The sequence below is a fragment of the Oryzihumus sp. genome (genome assembly GCF_054325275.1).
On sequence record NZ_JBTCWL010000024.1, the window covers coordinates 1 to 21,547 of the forward strand.

Below are 21,547 nucleotides of genomic sequence, written 5' to 3' on the forward strand. Positions count from 1 at the left end.
GTCGCCCACGCGCACCACGTCAAGAGCGAACGGTGGAAGAACACCCGGGCCTATGCCGGCCTCGCGCTCATCGTCATCTGGGGCCTGGCGCCCTTCTACTGGATGATCGTCACGGCGTTCCGCGACGTGGGCTACACCTTCAACACCACGCCGTGGCCGACCCACGTCACGCTCGACAACTTCAAGACCGCGTTCTCGACCGACCGCGGCAACCACTTCGCGCAGGCCCTCGGCAACAGCGTCATCATCGGCGTCGTGACGACCGTGCTGGCGATGCTCGTCGGCGTGTTCGCCGCCTACGCCCTGTCACGGCTGCACTTCCGCGGCAAGTACCTCGTCCTCGGGTTCATCCTGGGCGCCTCGATGTTCCCGGGCGTGGCGCTGGTCTCGCCACTGTTCCAGCTGTTCTCCTCGCTGGGGTGGCTGACCGGCGCGAACTACCAGGCGCTGATCATCCCCGACATCTCCTTCGCCCTGCCGCTCACGGTCTACACCCTGACGGCGTTCTTCTCGGAGATGCCGTGGGAGCTCGAGGAGTCGGCGCGGATGGACGGCTGCACCCAGGGCCAGGCCTTCCGCAAGATCATGCTGCCGCTCGCGGCGCCGGGCCTGTTCACGACCGCGATCCTGGCGTTCATCAGCGCGTGGAACGAGTTCCTGCTCGCCTCACAGTTCGCCACGTCGACGACCCAGCCGGTCACCGTCGCCATCGCGAACTTCGCCGGCGCCCAGCCGCACCAGGAGCCCTACACCACCGTCATGGCGGCGGGCACCATCGTCACGGTCCCCCTCATCATCATGGTGCTGTTCTTCCAGCGCGCGATCGTCTCCGGCCTGACCGCCGGAGGCGTCAAGGGCTGAGGCCAGGGCCATGGGGATCTTCAACCCCGGGGGTGGCACGGGCAGCCACCCCCGGGCCAGGGCCGAGCGGCTCGAGCTGCTCATCGGCCTCCTCGGCTTCTTCACGCTCATGGCGTTCATCCAGACGCTGGTGCTGGAGCTGCGCGGCCAGAACGCGGTCGGCGCGGCCCTCCTGCTCGCCGGCCTGGTCGCGGCGCTCTACCTGGCCTGGCGGGCGCGGCGCAAGGTCAAGCTCTAGGCAGGGGGCGCCATGAGCACCATCCACGACGTCGCCAAGGCCGCCGGGGTGTCCGTCTCCACGGTCTCGCGGGCGCTGCGCGGCCTGGACCGGGTGAGCCCGCAGACCCGGGACCGGGTGGCCAAGGCCGCCCTCGACCTGCGTTACGTCGCGTCTCCGACCGCGTCGTCCCTGGCCTCCGGACGCACCCGGGTCGTGGCCGTGGTGGTGCCATTCCTCACCCGCTGGTTCTTCGCCACCCTGATCAGCGGCATCGAGAAGGCCCTGCGCCGGCAGGGGCACCACGTGCTGCTCGTCGACCTCGAGGGCGAGTCCTTCGACAGCAGGCTGCGGCTGAGCCAGGACATGCTCTGGAAGCGGGTCGACGGCGTCATCGTGCTCAGCACTCCCCTGGACGAGCAGGAGCAGGCCCTCATCGACAGCCTGGGCCTGCCGGTGATCACCATCGGCAACCGCATCCGCGACTGGCCCTGCGTGCGCATCGACGACCGGGCGGCGATGGGCGTCGCGGTCCGCCACGTCCTCGACCTCGGCCACACCCGGATCGCCTACGTCGGGGCGGTGGAGCAGGACTCCTCCGTGCTGCAGACCCCTCGTGAGCGCGCGGAGACGTTCGTGTCGACCCTGGCCGAACGCGGACTGCGGTGCCCACCCACGTGGGTGGTGGGCTCGGACTGGACGGCGGCGGGTGCGGCGCGCGACGTCGCCGCCCTCCTCCGGTCCCGGTCCCGGCCCACGGCCGTGGTCGCCGCGTCGGACGAGATGGCGTTCGGGGTCATGGCGGCCGCCCGGCGGGCCGGCCTGTCGGTGCCCGGGGACCTGTCCGTGGTCGGCATCGACGACCACGTCCTCTCGGAGGTGCTCGATCTGACCACCGTGCGGCAGGACGTGCCACACCAGGGGCAGCGCGCGGCCGAGCTGCTGCTCGGCCGGTTGCTCGACGGCTCGGTCACGCCTCCCGGTGACGAGGTGGTCCCGGTCCAGCTCGTGGTGCGCGGCTCCACCGCCGCGCCGGTCCGCGCCGCCCGCCGGGGCGGCACCTCACGCGCCGCGAGCGCCTGAGGTCCGCCCCGCCGCCCTCAGCGGTGGGCGTCGATGAAGCCCAGGATCTGCGTCCACGCGTCGGCGCACGCCTCGGCCCACTCCTCGAAGGACCGGTCGAAGAACGAGTGCGGCGCCCCCTCGTAGACCTTCGTCGTGTGGTCCTTGCCCGCCCGGGTCAGCGCGTCGTCGAAGGCCATCGTCTCCTCCAGCGGGATGCCCTTGTCCGCACCGGCGACCAGCAGCAACAACGGCGAGTCGATCGCGTGCAGCACCTCCATGGCCGTGGACGGCCGGCCGTAGAAGCCGATCGAGCCGGCCGGGTGCAGGGCCGTGCCCGCGAGCCGCCAGGAGTGGCCGCCGAACAGGCAGAAGCCCAGGGTGAAGATCGGGTCCTGGCTGCGCTCCCGAAGGCGCGCGGCGGCAGCCGAGGCGTCGGCCAGGACGTGCTCGGGGTGCAGGGCCTTGGCATGCGGCACGTAGTCGAAGTCGTCATCACGCGCGGTCAGGCCGGCGCTGCGGGCGTAGGGGTCGATCGCCACCGTGTCCAGACCGGCCTCGGCGCAGCGCAGCGCGAGGTCGGTGTAGTACGGGTGCAGACCGCGGATGTCCGGCAGCAGCACGAGGCTGGCGCCGCGACGGGTCACCGGCTGGGCGTCGAACGCCGCGAAGCGGGTGCCGTCGGCCGAGGTCAGCTCGACCGGGCCGTGCTCGCCGATCTCACTGGACTTCGGTGGTGCCGGGGGACGCTGGTCGCTGGAGAAGCACATGCGCCCAGTCTGCGGGCTCGACCCCTGCCGGGCCACCGCTGGTGAGGTATGCCGCGCCGGCGCCGGAGCGGCATACCTCGCTGGTCGCGGGCGGGCCGGAACCGGCCACCCGCGGTGGCTCAGACGTCGATGCGCTCGCGGTCCAGTGCCGTGGCCGAGTCGATGATGAAGTCCTTGCGCGGCGCGACGTCGTTGCCCATGAGCAGGTCGAACACCCGCTCGGCCATCTCGGCGTCCTTGAGCGTCACCCGGCGCAGGGTGCGGTGGCGCGGGTCCATCGTGGTCTCGGCCAGCTGGTCGGCGTCCATCTCACCGAGGCCCTTGTAGCGCTGCATCGGCTGCTTGATCTTGCGACCCTTCTTCTCCAGCGCCGTGACCGTCCGGCGCATCTCACCCTCGTTGTAGGTGTAGATGAGCTCGTTCTTCTTGCCGCCGGGGTTGACGACCTCGATGCGGTGCAGCGGCGGCACGGCGGCGTAGACCCGGCCCGCCTCGACGAGCGGTCGCATGTAGCGGAAGAACAGGGTCAGCAGCAACGTGCGGATGTGGGCGCCGTCGACATCGGCGTCGGTCATGATGATGACCTTGCCGTAGCGGGCCGCCTCGAGGTCGAACGAGCGTCCCGACCCGGCGCCGATGACCTGGATGATCGCGGCGCACTCGGCGTTCTTGAGCATGTCCGCGACCGAGGCCTTCTGGACGTTGAGGATCTTGCCCCGGATCGGCAGCAGCGCCTGGTGGTCGGAGGACCGGGCCAGCTTGGCCGTGCCGAGCGCGCTGTCACCCTCGACGATGAACAGCTCGGAGCGGTCCACGTCGGAGGTGCGGCAGTCGGCCAGCTTGGCCGGCAGCGAGGAGGTCTCCAGCGCGTTCTTGCGACGCTGGGTCTCCTTGTGCAGCCGGGCGCTGATCCGCGACTTCATCTCGGCGACGACCTTCTCCAGCAGCAACGCTGCCTGGGCCTTCTCGCCGCGCTTGGTCGAGGTGAGCAGGGCCGTCAGCTCCTTCTCGACGACCTTGGTCACGATCGTCCGCACGGCCGAGGTGCCGAGGACCTCCTTGGTCTGCCCCTCGAACTGGGGCTCGGCGAGGCGCACCGTCACCACGGCGGTCAGCCCGGCGAGGATGTCGTCCTTCTCGGGCTTGTCCTGGCCGACCTTGAGCCGCCGGGCGTTGACCTCGAGCTGCTTGCGGAAGACCTTCATCAGGGCCTGCTCGAAGCCGGCCATGTGGGTGCCGCCCTTGGGCGTGCTGATGATGTTGACGAAGGAGACGACCTTGGTGTCGTAGCCGGTGCCCCAGCGCAGCGCGATGTCGACGCCGCACTCACGCTCGACCTCGGTCGGGGTCATGTGCCCCTTGTCGTCCAGGACGGGCACGGTCTCCTTGAAGTGGCCCGAGCCCTGCAGCCGCCACACGTCGGTCACGGCCGGGTCCGCGGCCAGGAAGTCGGTGAACTCGCTGATGCCGCCGTCGTGCTGGAAGCGCTCCTCGTGGGGGCCGTGCTCCCCCGGCGTGCCCGGCAGGCCGCGCTCGTCGCGGATGACGATGGCCAGGCCGGGGATGAGGTAGGAGGTCTGGCGGGCGCGGCCGATCAGCTCGTCGTAGACGAAGGCGGCGTCCTTGAGGAAGATCTGCCGGTCGGCCCAGTAGCGGATGCGGCAGCCGGTGCGCCCGCGTGCCGCCTTGCCGACGATGCGCAGCTCGCTGTTGTCCACGAACGGGGTGAACTCGGCGGACGCCGACTTGTCCCCGTTGCGGTCGGCGAACACGCCCGGCTCGCCGCGGTGGAAGCTCATCGCGTAGGTCTTGCCGCCACGGTCGACCTCGACGTCGAGGCGCTCGGACAGGGCGTTGACCACCGAGGCACCCACGCCGTGGAGGCCACCGGAGGCGGTGTAGGAGCCGCCGCCGAACTTGCCACCGGCGTGCAGCTTGGTGAAGACCACCTCGACGCCGGTCAGGCCGGTGCGGGGCTCGACGTCGACGGGGATGCCGCGGCCGTTGTCCCGGACCTCGACCGAGCCGTCGGCCAGGAGGATGACCTCGATCTGGTCGCCGAAGCCGCCCAGCGCCTCGTCGACGGCGTTGTCGATGATCTCCCACAGGCAGTGCATGAGGCCGCGGGAGTCGGTCGACCCGATGTACATGCCGGGGCGCTTGCGCACCGCCTCCAGCCCCTCGAGGACCTGCAGGTGGCGGGCGGTGTAGTCGCTGGCGGCGCTCTTGACGGCGGTCTTGACGGCGGTCTTGGTGGCGGTGGCCACGGGGCGGGATTCCCTTCGATGGTGCCGGTCCCCCGGCCCCGGGCCGGGTTTCTGCTTGGCTGCAGGCTAGCCTCCTTCACCGACGCACCCACGTCAGGCACGCGGCATACCGGCTTGTTCCGGCACTCGTGCGCTGACAGCGGAATCGGCCCATGAGATGACCCACACCGGCGCGCCCCTGCCCGGCGGGAACGAACTGGCGTGCTTCACTGTTGGAACCGGCGCAGACGGGATGACCCGGAGGCAGGCCGGCAGCCGGAGGGCTCCGAACCACCAGTGGGTGCGGAGGACCAACGGACGCCGACACCGCACCGGGCGCCCACTACGACGTAAGGAAGGCAGACGTGACCACTGCACTGGCACCGACTCTGACCGCGGCCGACCGCTGCGACCGCTGTGGCGCCCAGGCCTACATTCGCGCCCGCCTCACCGCTGGCGGCGAGCTGCTCTTCTGCGCCCACCACGGGCGGGAGCACCTGGCCAAGCTGAAGGACATCTCCATCGAGATCCAGGACGAGAGCGACCGCCTCGTCGAGACCTCCCCGATCGCTGCGCCCGACGAGCGCTGACCCCGGCCGACAGGCCCCCGGCCCATGGAGCCCGTGACCCTGCTCGCGGGCGTCCTGGTGCTGCTGGGCCTGCTCGGCATTGTCGTACCGCTCCTGCCCGGACTGCCCCTGGTCTGGGCAGGAGCGTTGTTGTGGGCGGTCTCGGTGCACACCGCCGGTGCGTGGCTCGTGCTCGGCCTGGTGTCCGCCGTGGCCGTGCTCGGCATGGTGCTCAAGTACGTCCTGCCGGGCCGTCACCTGCGGTCCAGCAGCGTAGGCACGCCCACCATGCTCGCCGGCGTCGCCGTGGGCGTGGTGGGCTTCTTCGTGGTCCCGGTGGTCGGCGGCGTGCTCGGCTTCGTGCTGGGGATCTTCCTGGCCGAGCTGCTGCGGCTGCGCTCGACGGCGGCCGCCTGGCCGTCCACGGTCACCGCACTCAAGGCGGTCGGACTGGGCATGCTGGTCGAGCTCGCGGCCGGGTTCGCGATGGCGGGGACCTGGGTGGTCGGCCTGCTCACCGTCGGCTGAGGCCGGGCCGCGACCTCACCGGGACGCGACGCACCTGACCTCTGGCCCGAGGGCCACTGCGGCAGGTCACCGCGGGCCGGTCAGCTCCAGTCGTTGCGACGCTTGTCCCAGCGCTGCTCGAGGCGCTGCATGAATGTCTGGCCGGAGCGGGCCTTGCGGGCCTTGGACGACGAGGTCGCGGCCGGGCGGATGCTGCCGTCCGGGGCGACCGAGCCCAAGGTGGCCTTGGTCCGTGGCGGGGTGCTGGCGTAGACCGCCCCGCCGATCATCAGCGCGAAGCCGATCGCGCCGATCCAAACCGCCTGCATGACCCCGAGCACGACCAGGCCGAGGCCGACGACCACCGCCGCGACCCCGAGGATGATGCGCCGACGCATGCGGGCGCGGGCGATAGAGCCCTGCATCTGCGAGGCGAACTTCGGGTCCTCGGCATACAGCGCTTGCTCCATCTGCTGCAGCAGATGCTGCTCGTGCTCTGAGAGCGGCACCTTCGACCTCCCGTGCGCTCGCTTCGATGAGGAAGACGCTTGGCGATCCGAAAACGTTTCCTCCGGGCGGGATCCGGACGGGCTTGTTCTTCTCGCTGTGGTTCAGGATATGTCGCCGCGCAGCGTTGTGGTACCCGGCCTTCAGTCCCGGGCTGAGGGACCTGTGTCACGGTCCGGCGGGCGGACGTCCCGGGCCGGGGCGCGGGGGCTGCGGGTGTCGGGGCGGGCGTCTGCTCCCGGCGGCCGGGCGTCCCGGACCAGGCTGGCCGGGCGGACCGCACCTGCCCCGAACCGTGCACTGGCCCGGTCGACGGCCCGGTCGGCGTCGCGCCAGCCGTGCGCCGGCTCGTCGAGCCGCCCCTGCACCGGCGCGGTCCCGGCCTCGAGCAGCCCCTCGACCTTGACCCCGACCAGGCGCAGCCGGGCCCGCTGCAGGCCGAGGCCGTCGAACAGGTCTCGCGCCGTGGCGTAGAGGTCGCGGCTGACGTCGGTGGGGTCGCGCAGGGTCCGGGACCGGGTGATCGTGGTGAAGTCGGCGAAGCGCACCTTGAGGGTCACCGTGCGCCCGACCAGGCCTGCGGCACGCATCCGGGCCGCGGTGCGGTCGCTGAGCTTGAGCAGCTGGCGGTGGATGACAGCCGGGTCGTCGACGTCATGGGCGAAGGTCTCGTCCGAGCTGATGCTGCGCTCGCGCCGTGCCGGCACGACCGGGCGGGGGTCGCGCCCCCACGCGAGGTCGTGCAGGTGCGCCCCCGTGGTCTCGCCCAGCCCGCGGCGCAGGGTCTGCACGGGGGTGTGCGCGATGTCGGCCACGGTGCGCAGGCCGAGCCGGTGCAGCGACTCCTCGGTGCGCTCCCCCACCCCCCAGAGGGCGCCCACCGGCAGCTGGTGCAGGAACGGGACGACCTCCGTGCGGGGGACGACGAGCAGCCCGTCGGGCTTGGCGAGCCCGGAGGCCAGCTTGGCGACGAACTTGGTGGGGGCGACACCCACCGAGCAGGTGACGCCCTGCTCGTCGGCGATGGTGTCGCGAACCATCCGGGCGATCCGGGCGGGCGACCCGAGCCGGCGACCCGCGCCGGAGACGTCGAGGAACGCCTCGTCCATGGACAGCGGCTCCACGATCGGGGTGACTGTCCCGAACACCGCCATCACCGCCTGTGAGACCTGCGAGTAGCGGGTGTGGTCGGGCGCGACGACGGTGGCCTGCGGGCACAGCCGCCGGGCCCGGGCCATGGGCATGGCGGCGGCGACCCCGAACGCGCGCGCCTCGTAGGTCGCCGAGAGCACCACCCCGCGGTTGCCGCCCCCGCCGATGATGACCGGGGTGCCGACCAGCTCGGGACGGGCCAGCAGCGACACCGAGGCGTAGAAGGCGTCCATGTCGACGTGCAGGATCGAGCAGCCGGTGTCGTCGGGCTCCCCGCCGCTGCGCGCCGGCACGGTGAACTGCCGCCGGCTCATCGCCTGCTCCCCGGGCCGTGAGGCGGCACCGCGGTGCCCACGCGAGTGCCCACCCCACCGGTATGCCGTGCCGGTCGCCTCCTGTGGGACGTGTAGGGCCCCGGGTGGTCAGGCCGCGAGGACGAGCGGCGCCGACATACGGGCAGGCGGTCAAGGCCTGGCGAGCGGTCCCGGCAGGCGGGCAGGCGGTCAGGCCCTGGCGAGCAGTCAGGCCTTGCGGGCGAGCACGTGCAGGGTCGCGCCGAGCTGGCCCAGGAAGCCGAAGTCGGGGTGCCGCGCGGCCGCCTGCTCGAGCTCGAGCAGGGCGGTGCGGTCGGCGTCGGAGTCGGTGAAGGCGGCCGGCACGAGGTCGCTGAAGATGCGCACGCCGTGGAAGTCCTGGACCTCCAGCCCGGCGCCGCGCAGCAGCTCCTCCACTCCCCCGGCGTCGAAGCGGCGCGGCAGCGGGTCGGTGGCCCCCCAGCGGCCGTCGGCGCTGGTGAGCGCGTGCCGGGCCTGGGCGAACTGGCCGGCCAGCGCCTTGGCCATGACCACCGCGAGGCGCTGGGCGACGAGCAGGCTGAGGTGGCCACCGTCGGCCAGGACAGCGGCGACGGACTGCAGGCTGGCCTGCGGGTCGTCGACGAACTCCAGCACCCCGTGGCAGCAGACCAGGTCGGCCTCGCCGGCGGGGTGGACGTCGAGCAGGGTGCCGGCGTCCCCCTGGACCGCGACGACCCGGTCGGCGACCCCGGCGTCACCGGCGCGCCGGTTGAGGGCGGCCAGGGCGTCAGGGCTGGGGTCGACGACGGTGACGTGGTGGCCGAGCGCGGCGATCGGCACGGCCAGGCCGCCGGTGCCGCCGCCGAGGTCAACCACCCGCAGCGGCCGGCCGAGCTCGCCGGTGCGGTGCTCCACCAGCGAGCGCACCGACTCCCAGACGGCGAAGGTGCGCACCGAGGTCTCGACCCCACCGCGGCGGGAACGTCGGAGGTCTTCGGGCACGGTGGCGCTCCTTCGGTGGCAGCCGCCCGCCGGGGCGGCTGCGGTGGCACGGGGACGCGCCTCACCCTAGTGCCCCGAGCTTCCGGGGCTGGCGTGCCACAGCTTGCGCGACGGCGTCCCCGGCGGGGTGTCGCTGTCGGGGACGACCCGGCTGTCGGAGAGCTTGCGGGCGTCGCGCACGTCACCACCTGCCGGGCGGATGTCGGCGTAGGGCGACTGCCTGAAGCCCGAGGCGTGCACCAGCACCCGGCGCCGCCGGCCACCGCCCATGCCCCCGGCCCGCTCCCCCTGCTCCGTCCCGTCCCCCTCGCCCGGGCCCCCGAACCCGCCGGGGTGGCCCACGCCGAATCCGCCGTCGGGACCGCTGAACCCGCCGGACGGTGTCGCATCACCCAGCGGCCCACCCTGCCCGGCACCGTGCCCGGAGGCCGGCGCCATGACCGGCCGGCTGGACCGGGACGCCGCCGCCCCGGCCACGGCTGCCTCGCCGTAGGCGGCGGTGGCCCCGGCCAGGAAGTGGGCCCGCTCGTCCGCCTCGGCGAGCGCGGCGTGCACCGCCTCGACCCCGCCGGCGGTCCACGCATCCCACAGCGCGGACAGCTCCCAGGCCCCGGTGGCTCGCAGGGAGACCCCCTTGGGTCCGGTACGGCGCAGCTCCCCGCGCACCAGCAGCATCCAGGAGTGGAAGACGGTGGCGGCATAGGGCCCCTGGACGTCCTCGAAGAAGGTCGCGTCCACCGGACCGGTGGCGTCGTCGAGGGTGAGGAACACCACCCGCCGCCCGGAGCGGATCGGCGGGGTCTGGGTGGCGACCTTGACCCCGGCGACGAGCAGCTCGGCGCGGCTGCGGCGACCGAGCAGGTCGCGGGAGCGGGTCACCCCGAGCGCGTCGAGCATCGGGGCGTAGAAGTCGACCACGTGAGCGCTGGCGTCCAGGCCCAGGATGTCGAGCTCGGCCCGGACCCGCTCCGGCCCGGTCATCTCGGGCAGACCGGTGGAGGTGGTCAGCTCGGGGTCGTCGCCGAGGTCGAGGGTCAGCTGGGTCGCCTGCGCCGCGGCCGGGATGGCGGCGCAGGCCGCGCGGGACTGGGTGGCGGCGAGCGCCCGCACGTCGGGACCGGCACCCGGCCCCACGCCGGCGAGGACGGCCTGCCGGCTCTGCGCCGCCGTCACCGCGCGGCCCGCGCGGGGCGTCACCCGCCGGCCGGCCCGGCCGACCGCGCGGGTCCAGCGGTCGAGCTCGGCCACGTGCAGCAGCAGGTCGCGCCGGGTCACCCGTCCGCGGCGGCCCAGCGCCGTGGAGCCGGCCACCCCACGCCCGCTCACCAGGGCGGCGCCGGCCCCGGTGCCCCCCAGCCCGTAGAGGGAGTCCAGGCCACCGGCCAGCACCAGCCGCTCGGCGACGGGGCGGCTGACCCGGGCCCGGTGCCAGAAGTCGACCAGGCTGGCGTAGGGCTGCCCGGCCACGATCCGCTCGACCTCGGCGTCACTGATCCCCTTGACGTCGGCCAGCGACAGCCGGATGCCGTAGGCGCGGCCGTCGGGCAGGTCGGCATCGGGCCGCTGCCCCCACACCGGCACCGGCTCGATGCGGTAGCTGCCCGTGGAGGCGTTGACGTCCAGGCCGAGGACGGCGATGCCCAGGCTGCGGGCGTCATCGAGGATCAGCCGCTTGGGGTACATCCCCGGGTCGTGGGTGAGCACCCCGGCCAGGAAGGCGGCCGGGTGGTGGGCCTTGAGCCAGGCCGACTGGAAGGTGGGCAGCGCGAACGCCGCGGCGTGGGCCTTGCAGAAGCCGAACGAGGCGAACGCCTTGAGCACCGCCCAGATGCGGTCGACGTCCTCGGCGGAGTAGCCGCGGGAGAGCGCCGCCGGGCGCCACCACGACTCCACCTCCTCCTGCCCCTGCGGGGAGCCGAGGGCACGGCGCACCTCGTCGGCCTGCGCCAGGGTCACGCCGGTGGTCTCGGCGACGATGAGCAGCACCTGCTCGTGGAACACCACGACACCCTGGGTCTCGCGCAGGGCGGGCACCAGGGTGGGGTGGAGGTACTGCGGCTCCTCCCAGCCCTGCCGGGCCCGCAGGAACGGGGTCACCATGTCGGACTTGACCGGGCCGGGGCGGAACAGGGAGATGTCGGTGATGAGGTCCTCGAACGTCTCCGGGCCGAACTTGCCGACCAGCTCACGCTGACCCGGGGACTCGATCTGGAAGCAGCCCAGGGTGTGGGTGGAACGGATGAGCCGGAAGGTCGCCTCGTCCTCGAGGCTGACCTGGTCACGGTCGTCGAGGTCGACCCGGACGCCGTCGACCCGCTGGACCTCCTGGACCGCGTGGGCCATCGCCGACTGCATGCGGATGCCGAGCACGTCGAGCTTGAGCAGGCCGAGGGTCTCGACGTCGTCCTTGTCGAACTGGCTCATGGGGAAGCCCAGCCAGCTGGCCTCCACCGGGGTGCGGTCGAGCAGCGTGGCGTTGGACAGCACCACCCCGCACGGGTGCAGGGCGACGTGGCGGGGCAGGCCGTCGAGCCGCTCGACGAGGTCGAACAGCACCCCCAGGCGGGGCGAGTCCAGGCCACTGGCCCGCAGCTCGGGCAGCTCCCGCAGGGCGTTGCGGGCGTCCCGGGCCCGGATGTGCGGGAACGCCTTGGCGATGGCGTCGATCTCGACCGGCGGCAGGCCCAGGGTGGCGCCGACGTCGCGGATCGCGTGGCGCACGCGATAGGTGTCCATCATCGACACGCAGGTGACCCGGTCACCGCCGAAGCGCTGCAGGACCTGCTCGTAGATCTCGGTGCGCCGGGCCGACTCCACGTCGATGTCGATGTCGGGCAGCTGGGCCCGCAGCGGAGAGCAGAACCGCTCCATCAGCAGGCCGTGGCGCATCGGCTCCACCCCGCTGATGCCGAGCAGGTAGTTGACCAGGCTGCCCGCGCCGGATCCGCGTGCCGCGACCCGCACCCCCATGTCACGGATGAGGTCGCACACGGCCGCGACGGTGAGGAAGTAGGTGGGGTAGCCCAGTGCCGCGACGACCGCGAGCTCCTCCTCCAGGCGGGCGGCCACGGCGGCGAGCTCGCGCTCCCCCGCCCCGGGGTAGCGGACCGGGACCGCCTCGTGGCAGCGTCGGGCCAGCACCTGTTGGGGGACGTCGTCCGGCGCGAGGCCGAGCACCGACGGCTCGGGCAGGTGCACCGCCCCGATGCCGAGGTCGGTGCGGGCGTCCAGGCCACAGGCGTCGGCGAGCGCCAGGGTCTCGGCGACCAGGCGCTCGGCCCGCTCGCGCTCCCCGCTGCCGCCCCCGGTCGGGCCGGTCCCCGCCGCGGCGGCCACCTCGAGGGCGATGGCCCGCATCCGTGCGGCCGGGGCGAGGTGGGCGGCCGTGGTGACCCGGTCGAGGTGCCGGGTGTCCAGCGGCACGAGCCGGCGGGCGGCGTCGAGCACGTCGACCGTGCGCGCCCCATCGGGGTCGGCGTGCCGGACCGCGGCGGTGAGCACCGCCGGGAGACCCGCCTCGTCGGCCAGGCCGAGCAGCCGGGCGGCGTGCCCGACGCTGGCCGGGGACCCCTCCGGCCCCCCGTGGCAGACCACCTCGACGACCACCGACCCGCGGGGCAGCCGGCTGGTCCACCGCTGCAGCAACGCCCTGGCCCGGTCGGGCCGCCGCGCCAGCAGGGCCCGGCCGACGTCGGACTGCGGGCCGAGCAGCACGACCAGGGCGGGGACGCCCGTGGCCGGGTCGAGCGCATGCTCGGCGACCAGGTCGAGGGAGCTGACCGGGGTCCCTCTTTCCCCGGACAGGTGGGTGCGGGTGACCAGGCGGCACAGCCGCGCCCACCCCACCCCCGCCGGCACCCCGGAGGCCTGGCCCCGGGCGAGCACGGTCACCCGGGGGTGGCGTGGGTCGACCTCGGCGCCACCCCGCACCGGCTGGGCGCGGACCCGCCCGGAGGCGCGTGGCGGCTCCGGCGCGACCACGCCCGACCCACGTCCCGCCCCCGGCGCGCCCCACCCGGCCGCGGGCCCTGCCCCTGCCCCTGCCCCTGATCTTGACCCTGGTCCCGGCCGCGCTGGCTCCTCCGGCTGCACAGCCAGGTCGACCCCGAGGACCGGGGTCAGTCCCGCCTCGGAGCAGGCCTGCACGAACCGCACCGCGCCATAGAGGCCGTCCCGGTCGGTCAGCGCCAGCGCCGGCTGCCCCAACGCGGCGGCACGCTCGACGAGGGCCGCCGGGGTGGAGGAGCCGTAGCGCAGGGAGAACCCCGAGGCGACGTGGAGGTGGGCGAAGGCATCGGTCACGGTCGTCCTGCCGGCGTGACGAGCGCGGGCAGGGTTGCGGCGACCGGCAGCCCGAGAGCGGCCTGGACCAGACCGAGGAAGACCTCGGCCTGGCGCAGCAGGTCGTCGGCCTCCCGGGTGGGCAGCGCCACCGCCCCCCGCTCGACCGCAGCCCGGCGCCGGGCGGAGGCGGCGAAGAACACCGCCCACTCGGTCAGCTCCGGGGCCACCTCGGGCAGCACCTCCCAGACGCTGCGCGGCCGCGAGCGCCGGGTGGGCCGACTGCGCGCCGCGAGCAAGGCCGCTGCGGCACGCAGGGCCGCCAGGTGGGCCTCGACGTAGCGCTCGTCGACGGTGCCGGCGCGACAGGCGTCGAGCAGGCTGGCCCGGGACCGGTCGAGCAGGTCGAGCGCGGTGGTCGCCATCGGCGCCCGCGGGACACCGCAGCCGGAGCTCCTGGCAGCGGTCGTGGTCGTGGCGGTGGTCATGTCGGGTCCTTCCTGCCGCGATGGACGGGTCAGTGGTCAGCGGGTCCGGCGGCGTCCCTGCGGGGCAACGCCCCGGACGACACCCGGATGGGGCTTCAGTCGGCGACGCGCACCAGGCGCCAGCCGGGCACCCTGCCGTCGCGGGCCAGGTCGTAGACGCCGGTGCCGAGCATCCGGCCCGGGCTGGCCGCCACCCGCCACACGTCCTGCTCGAGGTCGGGCGCTCCCACCGGCTCCCCCTCGCGCGGCTCGAGCGCCTCGCGCCACCAGGCCCGGCGCTCATGCCAGTGCCCGATCACGTCCCGCACCACGTAGAGCCGGCCCCGCCACACGAACGCGGCCGGACGGGCCTGCGGCTCCCCGCCCGGGTCGTCGGCGTCGCGGTCCTCGCGGACCTCGATCGGCTCCTCGTAACGTCGCACCATGACCCGCTCCTCGCCTGCACACCCCGGACTCGTGGACCGCACACCGGCCCGCGGTGGCGGGGTCGAGGCGCCTCGCGGGCCGGTCGTGCGGTGGTCGGACAGGCCACGAAAACACCTGAATGTTCGTACGCCTGTTCGATAGAACAAATGTACACCCGGCTTCGGACAGGCCGTCAACCTCTGGACACCCCCTTCCCGCGGAACCCGCGCATGGCTAGCGTCGAGCCATGACGCACGTGCCGACCGCGGCGCCGGAGCCCGTCCTCGACCACCCCGCGGTCCAGCGCGTCGCGGCCGCCCTGTCGGCCTTCGGCGTCCGGGGCACGATCACGGTGCTCGACGACGCCGCCCGCACCGCGCGCCAGGCCGCCGTCGCCCTCGGCGTGGACCCCGCGCAGATCGCCAACTCCCTGGTGTTCAAGGCCCACCGCCCCGGCGGCGCGGAGGAGTCACTACTCGTGCTCACCTCCGGCGCGCACCGGGTGGACACCGTCAAGGTCGCCGACCTGATCGGGCTCGAGACGGTCGAGCGTGCCGACCCGGAGTTCGTGCTCGAGCACACCGGTTTCCCGATCGGCGGCGTCCCACCCGTGGCCCACCTGCGCCCCCCGGCCACGCTCGTCGACGTCTCCCTTGCGCGCTACGACCGGGTCTGGGCTGCCGCCGGACACCCCCACGCCGTCTTCCAGACCTCCTACGACGAGCTGCTGCGCATCACCGGCGGCCAGCCCGCCGAGGTCGCCTGAGCCCGCCTCCCGTCACGCGCACCCCGAAGCCCGCGCGGACCTGGGTCCTGCGCTGCTGGGTCCTGCGCATCTGAGTACCGCGCATCTGAGTACCTGTACGGATAGGCCCCCACCGCACCGGCCGAGCAGGATGGTGCCCGCGCAGAAGGGGGAGCGCACGATGGGCACGAGGACCGGTTGCGGGTCTGGGGAGGGGCACACCTGCAGCCGGGCTCGTGCCCTTCCCCCTGTCCGGGCCGGATCCCCCGCCCCGCCGCATCACCACCGCCGCACCACCACCGCCGGTATGCCGCGAACGTCACCGGCCGATCACCGGCATTGCGGACGCCGACCGTCCGCATGGGGCCCCTACCGTCCTGTCCTGAGCCAGCCCGGTCGGGGCTGAGCAAGGACGACGAGGGGGCAGGCATGCGATCACGAACCCAGGGCATGTGGTGGGGAACCGCGATCGAGGCGCCGGATCCCGGTGCCCTGGCGAAGTTCTACTCCGGGCTGCTCGGCTGGCCGGTCGGGCACGAGGAACCCGGCACGGCCATCGTGGCCGCCGCTCCGGAGGGACCCTTCCTGGTGTTCCAGCAGGCGCCCGGCTACCACGCCCCGGTGTGGCCGCCCGTCGACGGGCAGCAGCGGCCGATGATGCACCTCGACTTCCAGGTCGGCGATCTGGACGCTGCCGTCGCGGAGGCGCTCGCCCTGGGCGCCACGATGGCCGCGGACCAACCGCAGGAGCACGTGCGGGTGCTCCTCGACCCGGCCGGGCACCCGTTCTGCCTCTGCCGCGACGACGGTTGACCCACCGGGCCCTGCCACCGGCAGGCCGGGCGGTGGGCGGCGAGGACCAACCCGGTCAGACCCCGAGGTTGCCGTAGACCTCCAGCGTCGCCGTGGAGCGGTTCATCGTGTAGAAGTGCAGGCCCGGCGCCCCCTCGGCCAGCAGCTGCTGCGCCAGCTCTGTGGCGATCTCCACGCCCACCTCGCGCACAGCGGCCGGGTCGCCGGCCACCGCCTCCAGCCGAGCCACCACGGCGGACGGCAGCGGCGTGCCGGAGAGCTGGGCCATCCGCTCGACCTGGCGCACGTTGGTCACCGGCATCAGCCCGGGGATGATCGGCAGGTCACGGCCGCGGGCGACCACGCGGTCCCGCAGCCGCACCCACGCGTCGGCGTCGAAGACGAACTGCGACACGGCGAACTCCGCCCCCGCGTCGGCCTTGCGCACCAGCACGTCGGCGTCGTGGTCCAGGCTCGGCGACTCCGGGTGCCGGTCGGGGAAGGCCGCCACGCCGACGGTGAACGTGCCCAGGCTCCTGACCAGCGCGACCAGCTCGTCGGCGTGGTCCAGCCCCTCGGCGTGGGCGGTCCACTCCGAACCGGGACCGCCGGGCGGGTCGCCACGCAGCGCCAGGACGTTGCGGACGCCGGCGTCGGCGTACTCCCCCACCACCTGGCGCAGCTGCGCCACGGACCGGCCCACGCAGGTCAGGTGCGCCATCGGGGTCAGCGTCGTCTCGCGCGAGATCCGGCCGGTGACGCGGACCGTGCGGTCCTGCGTCGAGCCGCCCGCGCCGTAGGTCACCGACACGAACGTCGGCCGCACCGCCTCCAGCCGGCGGATGGCCTCCCAGAGCGCCTGCTCGGCCGCGTCGTCCTTGGGCGGGAAGAACTCGAAGCTGTATGACGCACCCTCCGCCGCGAGCACCTCGGGGATGGAGCGGGTGACGTGCTCGGCCCGGGGCAGGATCGACGCGGTTCCGTGTGCCATACCGGCCAGCGTAGGTGAACCGGCGCCACGTAGGCTCGGACCATTCAGCATCCGGGAGGCACGTTGTCCAGTCCGCTCGACGCCCATGACCTGCGCAGCCGCGTCCAGGCCGTCGTCGACGCCGAGATCCGCACGCAGAGCGCCGTCCTCGGCGAGATCGGCGACGACCTGACGCCGCTGGTGTCGGCCGTCGCCGCGCTGCTGCGGGGCGGCAAGCGCCTGCGCGCCGCGTTCCTCTACTGGGGCTACCGCGCCGGCGGCGGCCCCGACGGGGAGGCCGTCGTGAGGGCCGCCACCGCCATGGAGCTGTTCCAGGCCGCGGCCCTGCTGCACGACGACGTCATGGACGACAGCGACACCCGCCGCGGCCTGCCTGCGGCACACCGGCGCCTGGCCACCGAGCACAACGAGCACGGCTGGACAGGCGACGGCGACCGCTTCGGCGTGGCCGGGGCGATCCTGGCCGGCGACCTGTGCCTGACCTGGACCGACGAGCTTTTCGCCACGTCGGGGCTGCCTGCCGCCGAGCTCGAGCGCGCCCGTCCCGTCTTCGACCGGATGCGCACCCAGCTCATGGGCGGGCAGTTCCTCGACGTGCTGGAGTCGGCCCGCGGGTGGGAGTCACTCACCACCGCCGAGCGGGTCGAGCGGGCCCGCCGGGTCATCCGCTACAAGAGCGCGAAGTACACCGTCGAGCACCCGCTGCTGATCGGCGCCACCGCCGCCGGCGTGGGTGAGGCCGACCTCGCGGCCCTGTCCGCGTACGGCCTGGCGCTGGGCGAGGCGTTCCAGCTGCGCGACGACCTGCTCGGCGTCTTCGGCGACCCGGCCCAGACCGGCAAGCCCGCCGGCGACGACCTGCGCGAGGGCAAGCGCACGGTGATCATCGCCGAGGCCCTCGACACCGCCGGGCCGGCCGGGGTCGCCCTGGTCGACAAGCTGCTCGGCCTGCCCGACCTCGACGAGGCCGGGGTCGAGGAGCTGCGCGCGGTCATCACCGGCAGCGGTGCCCTGGACCGGGTGGAGCAGCGGATCACCGCCCTCGTCGCGGACGCCCGCGACCACCTCGACGTGACGACCGGGCTGACCTCGGAGGGCCGGCAGATGCTCGCCACCCTCGTCGACGTCTCCACCGCCCGCTCGGCGTGAGCCGGGCGGCCCACCCGGGCCCGCAGCACGTCCTCGTCGTCGGAGCGGGCCTGTCCGGCCTGTCCGCGGCGATGCACCTCGCCGGCGCCGGGCGCCGGGTCACCGTCCTGGAGCGCGGCCCCCGGCCCGGCGGCCGGGCCGCGGGGGTCGAGCTGCCCGCCCCGGGCGGTGGCAGCTACCGGCTGGACACCGGCCCCACCGTCCTGACCATGCCCGACCTGGTCGCCGACTGCTTCGACGCCATCGGCGAGCCGATGGAGCGGTGGCTGACCCTGCGCCGGGTGGACCCGGCATACCGGGCGGAGTTCGCCGACGGCACGGGACTGTCGATGACCTCCGACCCGGAAGCGATGGCACAGCAGATCCGCGACTTCGCCGGGCCGGCCGACGCGGCCGGCTACGAGCGCTACGTCGACTTCGTCACCCGGCTGTACCGCCTGCAGATCGGCGAGTTCATCGACCGCAACTTCGACTCGCCGCTGGACCTGCTCGGGCCGTCGCTGGCGCGCCTGGTCGCGATGGGCGGCTTCCGCCGGCTCGCGCCGACGGTCGCCCGCTACTTCCGCGACGAGCGCCTGCAGCGCATCTTCAGCTTCCAGGCGCTGTATGCCGGGGTGTCGCCGCAGCGGGCCCTGGCCATCTACGCGGTCATCTCCTACATGGACCTCGTCGAGGGCGTCTTCTACCCCGTCGGCGGGATGAGCGCGCTGCCGCAGGCGATGGAGGCGGCCGCCCGCAGCGCGGGCGTGGAGTTCCACTACGACGCCGAGGTCACCTCGGTGCAGTGGTCCGGCGACCGGCTGACCGCGGTGGCCACGGCCGACGGCACGCGGCACCAGCCGGACGCCGTGGTCGTCACCGCGGACCTGCCCGGTGCCCGCGAGCTGCTGCGCCGGCCGGAGCGGCGCCTGGTCCGGCCGCGCTGGTCGCCCTCCTGCGTGGTGCTCGCCGCCGGCGTAACGCGGACGTGGCAGGACCGCCCGCACCACACCATGCACTTCGGCCACGCCTGGTCGGAGGTCTTCGACGACCTCGACCGCGGGCGCCTGATGCGCGACCCCTCGTTCCTGGTCTCCCTGCCCTCGGCGACCGACCCGGCGCTGGCCCCGCCCGGCCGCAGCGCGGCATACGTGCTCTTCCCGACCCCCAACCTCACCGCCCCGCTGGACTGGGACCGGCTCCGCGAGCCCTACCGCGAGCGGGCGCTCGAGCGGGTCGAGGCGGCCGGGTGGACCGGGTTCGCCGACAGCATCGAGGCCGAGGTGCTGCTCACACCGGCCGACTGGGCGGCCCAGGGGATGGTGGCCGGCACGCCGTTCGCGGCCGCGCACACCTTCGCCCAGACCGGGCCGTTCCGCTCCCCCAACCACGTCGGCGACAACGTGGTGCTGGCCGGCTCGGGCACGGTCCCCGGCGTGGGCGTGCCGATGGTGCTCGTCAGCGGTCGGCTGGCCGCCGAGCGCCTCGTGGGCGCGGACCCCCGGCGTCGCTCGCGGGCGTGGCGATGAGGCCCTTCGCCCACCCGCCGCGGCCGGAGCTCGTGGCCGCCTACGTGCAGTGCCGCCGCATCCACGCCCACTACGGGCGGACCTACTACCTCGCCACCCGGCTGCTGCCCCCGGAGCGCCGTCCGCACGTGTGGGCGCTGTACGCGTTCGCCCGGGTGGCCGACGAGATCGTCGACAACGCCGCCGGCGGCGACCCGCGCCGGCTCACCGGGTGGTCCGAGCACGCGCTGGCCGCGGTGCGCGCCGCGGAGCCGCCCCACCCGCGGCTGGAGCCGGTGCTGGCCGCGACCTGGCACACGATGCGCGCCTACGACCTCGACCCCGGGCTGCTGGAGGAGTTCCTCGCCTCGATGGCGATGGACCTCACGGTGACCCGCTACGCCACCTGGGCGGACCTGCGCGGCTACATGCGCGGCAGCGCCGCGGTCATCGGCGAGCTCATGGCGCCGGTGCTCGGCGCGTCCGGGCCGGAGGCGCTGCACTGCGCCGGGACGCTGGGCGAGGCGTTCCAGCTGACCAACTTCGTCCGCGACGTCGCCGAGGACCTGGACCGGGGCCGGATCTACCTGCCCGGGGAGGACCTGCGCCGCTGCGGGGTCAGCGAGGACGCGCTGGCCCGGGCCGTGCGCTGCGGGCGGCCCGACCCGGCGGTGCGCACCCTGGTGGCGGTGCAGGTGCGCCGGGCGCTGGACCTCTACGAGCAGGCCCGTCCGGGCCTGGCCATGGTGGACGCGAGCGCCCAGCCCTGCCTGGAGGCCGCCTTCACGCTCTACCGGGCCATCCTGTGGCAGGTCGTCGACCACGACTTCGACGTCTTCGCCGGGCGCCTGAGCGTGCCGCGGAGGGCGCGCGCCCTGACCGCCGGCCGGGTGGTCGCCGCGGCCGGGGTCACCCGCCTCGCCGCGCGCGGCGGCCGGCGGCCACCCAGGCGCTCGTGGTCATGAGCACCAGCGCGAAGCCGAAGGCGATGTCCTCCACCGGAGCGAACACGACCCGCCCGTCGCCGAAGGCCACCACCCGCCCGGAACCGAGGATCGCCGCGTCCGCGTAGCGCACGATCCCGCGGCCGGTCAGCCACCCGTTGGTGAGCAGCTGGAAGAACAGCACGATGCCGTACGCCGTCCACCAGGTCCGGGCGCGCAGCAGCCGGGTCCGCAGCACGAGCAGGTCGGTCAACGCGGCCACGGCGACCGCCAGGAGCGCTACCGCCGTGTAGGTCATGCCCGCCTCACCGGATGCTCCCGCGCCGGCGCACCTCGGCCACGGCCTCGTAGGTGAGGATCCCGGCCAGCGGAATGACGACGAAGAACGCCAGCTCCTCCAGCGGCAGGCCGAGCACCCGCGGTGGCAGGGTCTGGACCGGGTCGAAGCGCCAGTGCCCGGCGGCGGTGGCGGCGACGTCCCAGGCCAGGAACAGCACCGCTACCGGCAGTACCGCGAGTGCGAGGCGCCGCACCTGGCGCAGCACCCCGAGCCGGTAGTACCAGTCGAGCGGCAGGGTGCCGGCCAGGCAGAAGGCGAGCATCACGGCGTACGCGCCGTTGCGCGGGCCCACCTAGAAGGCGAGCTCCATGGCACGCCGGCGCACCTCGGTCTTGTGGCCGGCCAGCAGCGCATCGACCGGGCTGCCCCCGACCGGCAGGGTGGGGTCGGGGGTGTGCAGCCAGCGCAGCGACTCCTCGTCGCTCATGCCCCCGTCGGCGAGCACGGTGAACGTCCCGCGCAGCTCCGGCAGCGGCCCCTCGGCCCCCACGAAGCGGGCCGGGACCTTCATCGCCTTGTTCGGGCCGACACGCGCGCCGATGAGCTCGCGGTCGGCGAGCATGCCGCGCACCCGGGACAGCGGGACGTGGAGGCGTTCGGCGATCTCCGGGACGGTCAGCCAGTCGCCCACGAGCTGTTCGAGGTCGGGCTCGGAAGTGGTGTCGTCAGTCACGGGTCCAAGGGTGCCACTGCCTGCGCCCAGCACAAATTACATCGATGTAAGTCGATGTGGATC

22 protein-coding genes are annotated in these 21,547 nt (G+C 73.9%); 10 read left to right on the plus strand and 12 right to left on the minus strand.

Annotation, left to right across the window (positions count from 1 at the left end; translation table 11 throughout):
• The 3 genes from ACXVGS_RS08190 to ACXVGS_RS08200 all read left to right on the plus strand — a co-directional run.
• On the plus strand, positions 1-861 hold an 861-nt coding region (locus ACXVGS_RS08190; protein WP_458536827.1), incomplete at its 5' end, for a carbohydrate ABC transporter permease.
• 10 nt (positions 862-871) lie between these two features.
• A complete protein-coding gene (locus ACXVGS_RS08195) occupies positions 872-1,099 on the plus strand; it encodes a hypothetical protein (protein ID WP_458529151.1) in 228 nt (75 codons plus the stop codon).
• Positions 1,100-1,111: 12 nt separating this feature from the next.
• Entirely contained in the window at positions 1,112-2,161 is a 1,050-nt protein-coding gene (locus ACXVGS_RS08200; RefSeq protein ID WP_458529152.1) for a LacI family DNA-binding transcriptional regulator, read from the plus strand.
• 17 nt (positions 2,162-2,178) lie between these two features.
• Here the strand turns inward: ACXVGS_RS08200 and ACXVGS_RS08205 are convergent, their stop codons facing one another.
• The gene (locus ACXVGS_RS08205) at positions 2,179-2,910 is read right to left on the minus strand and encodes a dienelactone hydrolase family protein (RefSeq protein ID WP_458529153.1); all 732 of its coding nucleotides are present in this window, start codon (positions 2,908-2,910) and stop codon (positions 2,179-2,181) included.
• A gap of 119 nt (positions 2,911-3,029) precedes the next feature.
• Entirely contained in the window at positions 3,030-5,177 is a 2,148-nt protein-coding gene (locus ACXVGS_RS08210) for a DNA gyrase/topoisomerase IV subunit B (protein WP_458529154.1), read from the minus strand.
• 344 nt (positions 5,178-5,521) lie between these two features.
• On the opposite strand from ACXVGS_RS08210, the gene ACXVGS_RS08215 reads away from it, so the two are divergent.
• Together ACXVGS_RS08215 and ACXVGS_RS08220 are read left to right on the plus strand one after the other, a co-directional pair.
• Entirely contained in the window at positions 5,522-5,746 is a 225-nt protein-coding gene (locus tag ACXVGS_RS08215) for a DUF7455 domain-containing protein (RefSeq protein ID WP_458529155.1), read from the plus strand.
• A gap of 24 nt (positions 5,747-5,770) precedes the next feature.
• Positions 5,771-6,253 (plus strand): DUF456 domain-containing protein, encoded by a 483-nt coding sequence (locus ACXVGS_RS08220; protein WP_458529156.1) that lies wholly within the window; start codon positions 5,771-5,773, stop codon positions 6,251-6,253.
• An 80-nt stretch (positions 6,254-6,333) separates the two neighbouring features.
• Here ACXVGS_RS08220 and ACXVGS_RS08225 read toward each other — a convergent pair whose 3' ends face one another.
• From ACXVGS_RS08225 to ACXVGS_RS08250, 6 genes are all read right to left on the minus strand, one after another.
• Positions 6,334-6,741 (minus strand): DUF3040 domain-containing protein, encoded by a 408-nt coding sequence (locus ACXVGS_RS08225; RefSeq protein ID WP_141788412.1) that lies wholly within the window; start codon positions 6,739-6,741, stop codon positions 6,334-6,336.
• A 141-nt stretch (positions 6,742-6,882) separates the two neighbouring features.
• Positions 6,883-8,205, minus strand: coding sequence for a DNA polymerase IV (gene dinB, locus ACXVGS_RS08230; RefSeq protein WP_458536828.1), 1,323 nt, complete (start codon positions 8,203-8,205; stop codon positions 6,883-6,885).
• Positions 8,206-8,412: 207 nt separating this feature from the next.
• The gene (locus tag ACXVGS_RS08235; RefSeq protein ID WP_458529158.1) at positions 8,413-9,189 is read right to left on the minus strand and encodes a methyltransferase domain-containing protein; all 777 of its coding nucleotides are present in this window, start codon (positions 9,187-9,189) and stop codon (positions 8,413-8,415) included.
• Positions 9,190-9,255: 66 nt separating this feature from the next.
• On the minus strand, positions 9,256-13,491 hold the full coding sequence (locus ACXVGS_RS08240; protein ID WP_458536829.1) for a DNA polymerase III subunit alpha: 4,236 nt from the start codon (positions 13,489-13,491) through the stop codon (positions 9,256-9,258).
• Positions 13,488-13,958, minus strand: coding sequence for an SAV_6107 family HEPN domain-containing protein (locus ACXVGS_RS08245; RefSeq protein ID WP_458529160.1), 471 nt, complete (start codon positions 13,956-13,958; stop codon positions 13,488-13,490). The genes ACXVGS_RS08240 and ACXVGS_RS08245 overlap by 4 nt, the downstream gene beginning before the upstream one ends.
• Positions 13,959-14,053: 95 nt before the next feature.
• Positions 14,054-14,383 carry a DUF6504 family protein gene (locus ACXVGS_RS08250; protein ID WP_141788416.1) on the minus strand — a complete coding sequence of 110 codons (330 nt, stop codon included), beginning with the start codon at positions 14,381-14,383 and terminating at the stop codon, positions 14,054-14,056.
• A gap of 227 nt (positions 14,384-14,610) precedes the next feature.
• On the opposite strand from ACXVGS_RS08250, the gene ACXVGS_RS08255 reads away from it, so the two are divergent.
• Positions 14,611-15,129: a YbaK/EbsC family protein gene (locus ACXVGS_RS08255; protein ID WP_458536830.1), complete on the plus strand. Its 519-nt coding sequence runs from the start codon at positions 14,611-14,613 to the stop codon at positions 15,127-15,129.
• A gap of 408 nt (positions 15,130-15,537) precedes the next feature.
• Positions 15,538-15,921, plus strand: coding sequence for a VOC family protein (locus ACXVGS_RS08260; protein ID WP_458529162.1), 384 nt, complete (start codon positions 15,538-15,540; stop codon positions 15,919-15,921).
• Between the two features lie 55 nt (positions 15,922-15,976).
• Here the strand turns inward: ACXVGS_RS08260 and metF are convergent, their stop codons facing one another.
• Positions 15,977-16,891, minus strand: a complete 915-nt coding sequence (gene metF, locus ACXVGS_RS08265; RefSeq protein ID WP_458529163.1) for a methylenetetrahydrofolate reductase [NAD(P)H] — start codon at positions 16,889-16,891, stop codon at positions 15,977-15,979.
• Positions 16,892-16,954: 63 nt separating this feature from the next.
• Between metF and ACXVGS_RS08270 the strand changes: the two genes are divergently transcribed.
• From ACXVGS_RS08270 to ACXVGS_RS08280, 3 genes are read left to right on the plus strand one after another with little or no spacing between them, the layout of a single operon-like run.
• Entirely contained in the window at positions 16,955-18,040 is a 1,086-nt protein-coding gene (locus tag ACXVGS_RS08270) for a polyprenyl synthetase family protein (protein WP_458531608.1), read from the plus strand.
• Positions 18,037-19,548, plus strand: a complete 1,512-nt coding sequence (crtI, locus tag ACXVGS_RS08275) for a phytoene desaturase family protein (RefSeq protein WP_458536831.1) — start codon at positions 18,037-18,039, stop codon at positions 19,546-19,548. The genes ACXVGS_RS08270 and crtI overlap by 4 nt, the downstream gene beginning before the upstream one ends.
• Positions 19,545-20,492 (plus strand): phytoene/squalene synthase family protein, encoded by a 948-nt coding sequence (locus tag ACXVGS_RS08280; protein ID WP_458529194.1) that lies wholly within the window; start codon positions 19,545-19,547, stop codon positions 20,490-20,492. The genes crtI and ACXVGS_RS08280 overlap by 4 nt, the downstream gene beginning before the upstream one ends.
• Here the strand turns inward: ACXVGS_RS08280 and ACXVGS_RS08285 are convergent.
• Genes ACXVGS_RS08285 through ACXVGS_RS08295 form a run of 3 tightly spaced genes read right to left on the minus strand, consistent with a single transcriptional unit; the run spans position 20,437 to position 21,484 of the window.
• The gene (locus ACXVGS_RS08285) at positions 20,437-20,769 is read right to left on the minus strand and encodes a lycopene cyclase domain-containing protein (protein WP_458536832.1); all 333 of its coding nucleotides are present in this window, start codon (positions 20,767-20,769) and stop codon (positions 20,437-20,439) included. The genes ACXVGS_RS08280 and ACXVGS_RS08285 overlap by 56 nt on opposite strands.
• Before the next feature lie 7 nt (positions 20,770-20,776).
• Positions 20,777-21,103: a lycopene cyclase domain-containing protein gene (locus ACXVGS_RS08290; RefSeq protein ID WP_458529167.1), complete on the minus strand. Its 327-nt coding sequence runs from the start codon at positions 21,101-21,103 to the stop codon at positions 20,777-20,779.
• A complete protein-coding gene (locus ACXVGS_RS08295) occupies positions 21,104-21,484 on the minus strand; it encodes an Rv2175c family DNA-binding protein (protein WP_458529168.1) in 381 nt (126 codons plus the stop codon). It lies immediately after the preceding gene.
• Between the last annotated feature and the right edge of the window lie 63 nt (positions 21,485-21,547).

Excerpts from the sequence above, each read along its gene's own strand:
- ACXVGS_RS08260 (WP_458529162.1), top strand. The coding sequence starts at position 15,538 with ATGCGATCACGAACCCAGGGCATGTGGTGGGGAACCGCGATCGAGGCG.
- ACXVGS_RS08200 (WP_458529152.1), top strand. The coding sequence starts at position 1,112 with ATGAGCACCATCCACGACGTCGCCAAGGCCGCCGGGGTGTCCGTCTCC.
- ACXVGS_RS08255 (WP_458536830.1), top strand. The coding sequence starts at position 14,611 with ATGACGCACGTGCCGACCGCGGCGCCGGAGCCCGTCCTCGACCACCCC.
- ACXVGS_RS08245 (WP_458529160.1), bottom strand. The coding sequence starts at position 13,958 with ATGACCACCGCCACGACCACGACCGCTGCCAGGAGCTCCGGCTGCGGT.
- dinB (WP_458536828.1), bottom strand. The coding sequence starts at position 8,205 with ATGAGCCGGCGGCAGTTCACCGTGCCGGCGCGCAGCGGCGGGGAGCCC.
- ACXVGS_RS08285 (WP_458536832.1), bottom strand. The coding sequence starts at position 20,769 with ATGACCTACACGGCGGTAGCGCTCCTGGCGGTCGCCGTGGCCGCGTTG.
- ACXVGS_RS08195 (WP_458529151.1), top strand. The coding sequence starts at position 872 with ATGGGGATCTTCAACCCCGGGGGTGGCACGGGCAGCCACCCCCGGGCC.
- ACXVGS_RS08220 (WP_458529156.1), top strand. The coding sequence starts at position 5,771 with ATGGAGCCCGTGACCCTGCTCGCGGGCGTCCTGGTGCTGCTGGGCCTG.
- metF (WP_458529163.1), bottom strand. The coding sequence starts at position 16,891 with ATGGCACACGGAACCGCGTCGATCCTGCCCCGGGCCGAGCACGTCACC.
- ACXVGS_RS08250 (WP_141788416.1), bottom strand. The coding sequence starts at position 14,383 with ATGGTGCGACGTTACGAGGAGCCGATCGAGGTCCGCGAGGACCGCGAC.
- ACXVGS_RS08205 (WP_458529153.1), bottom strand. The coding sequence starts at position 2,910 with ATGTGCTTCTCCAGCGACCAGCGTCCCCCGGCACCACCGAAGTCCAGT.
- ACXVGS_RS08280 (WP_458529194.1), top strand. The coding sequence starts at position 19,545 with ATGAGGCCCTTCGCCCACCCGCCGCGGCCGGAGCTCGTGGCCGCCTAC.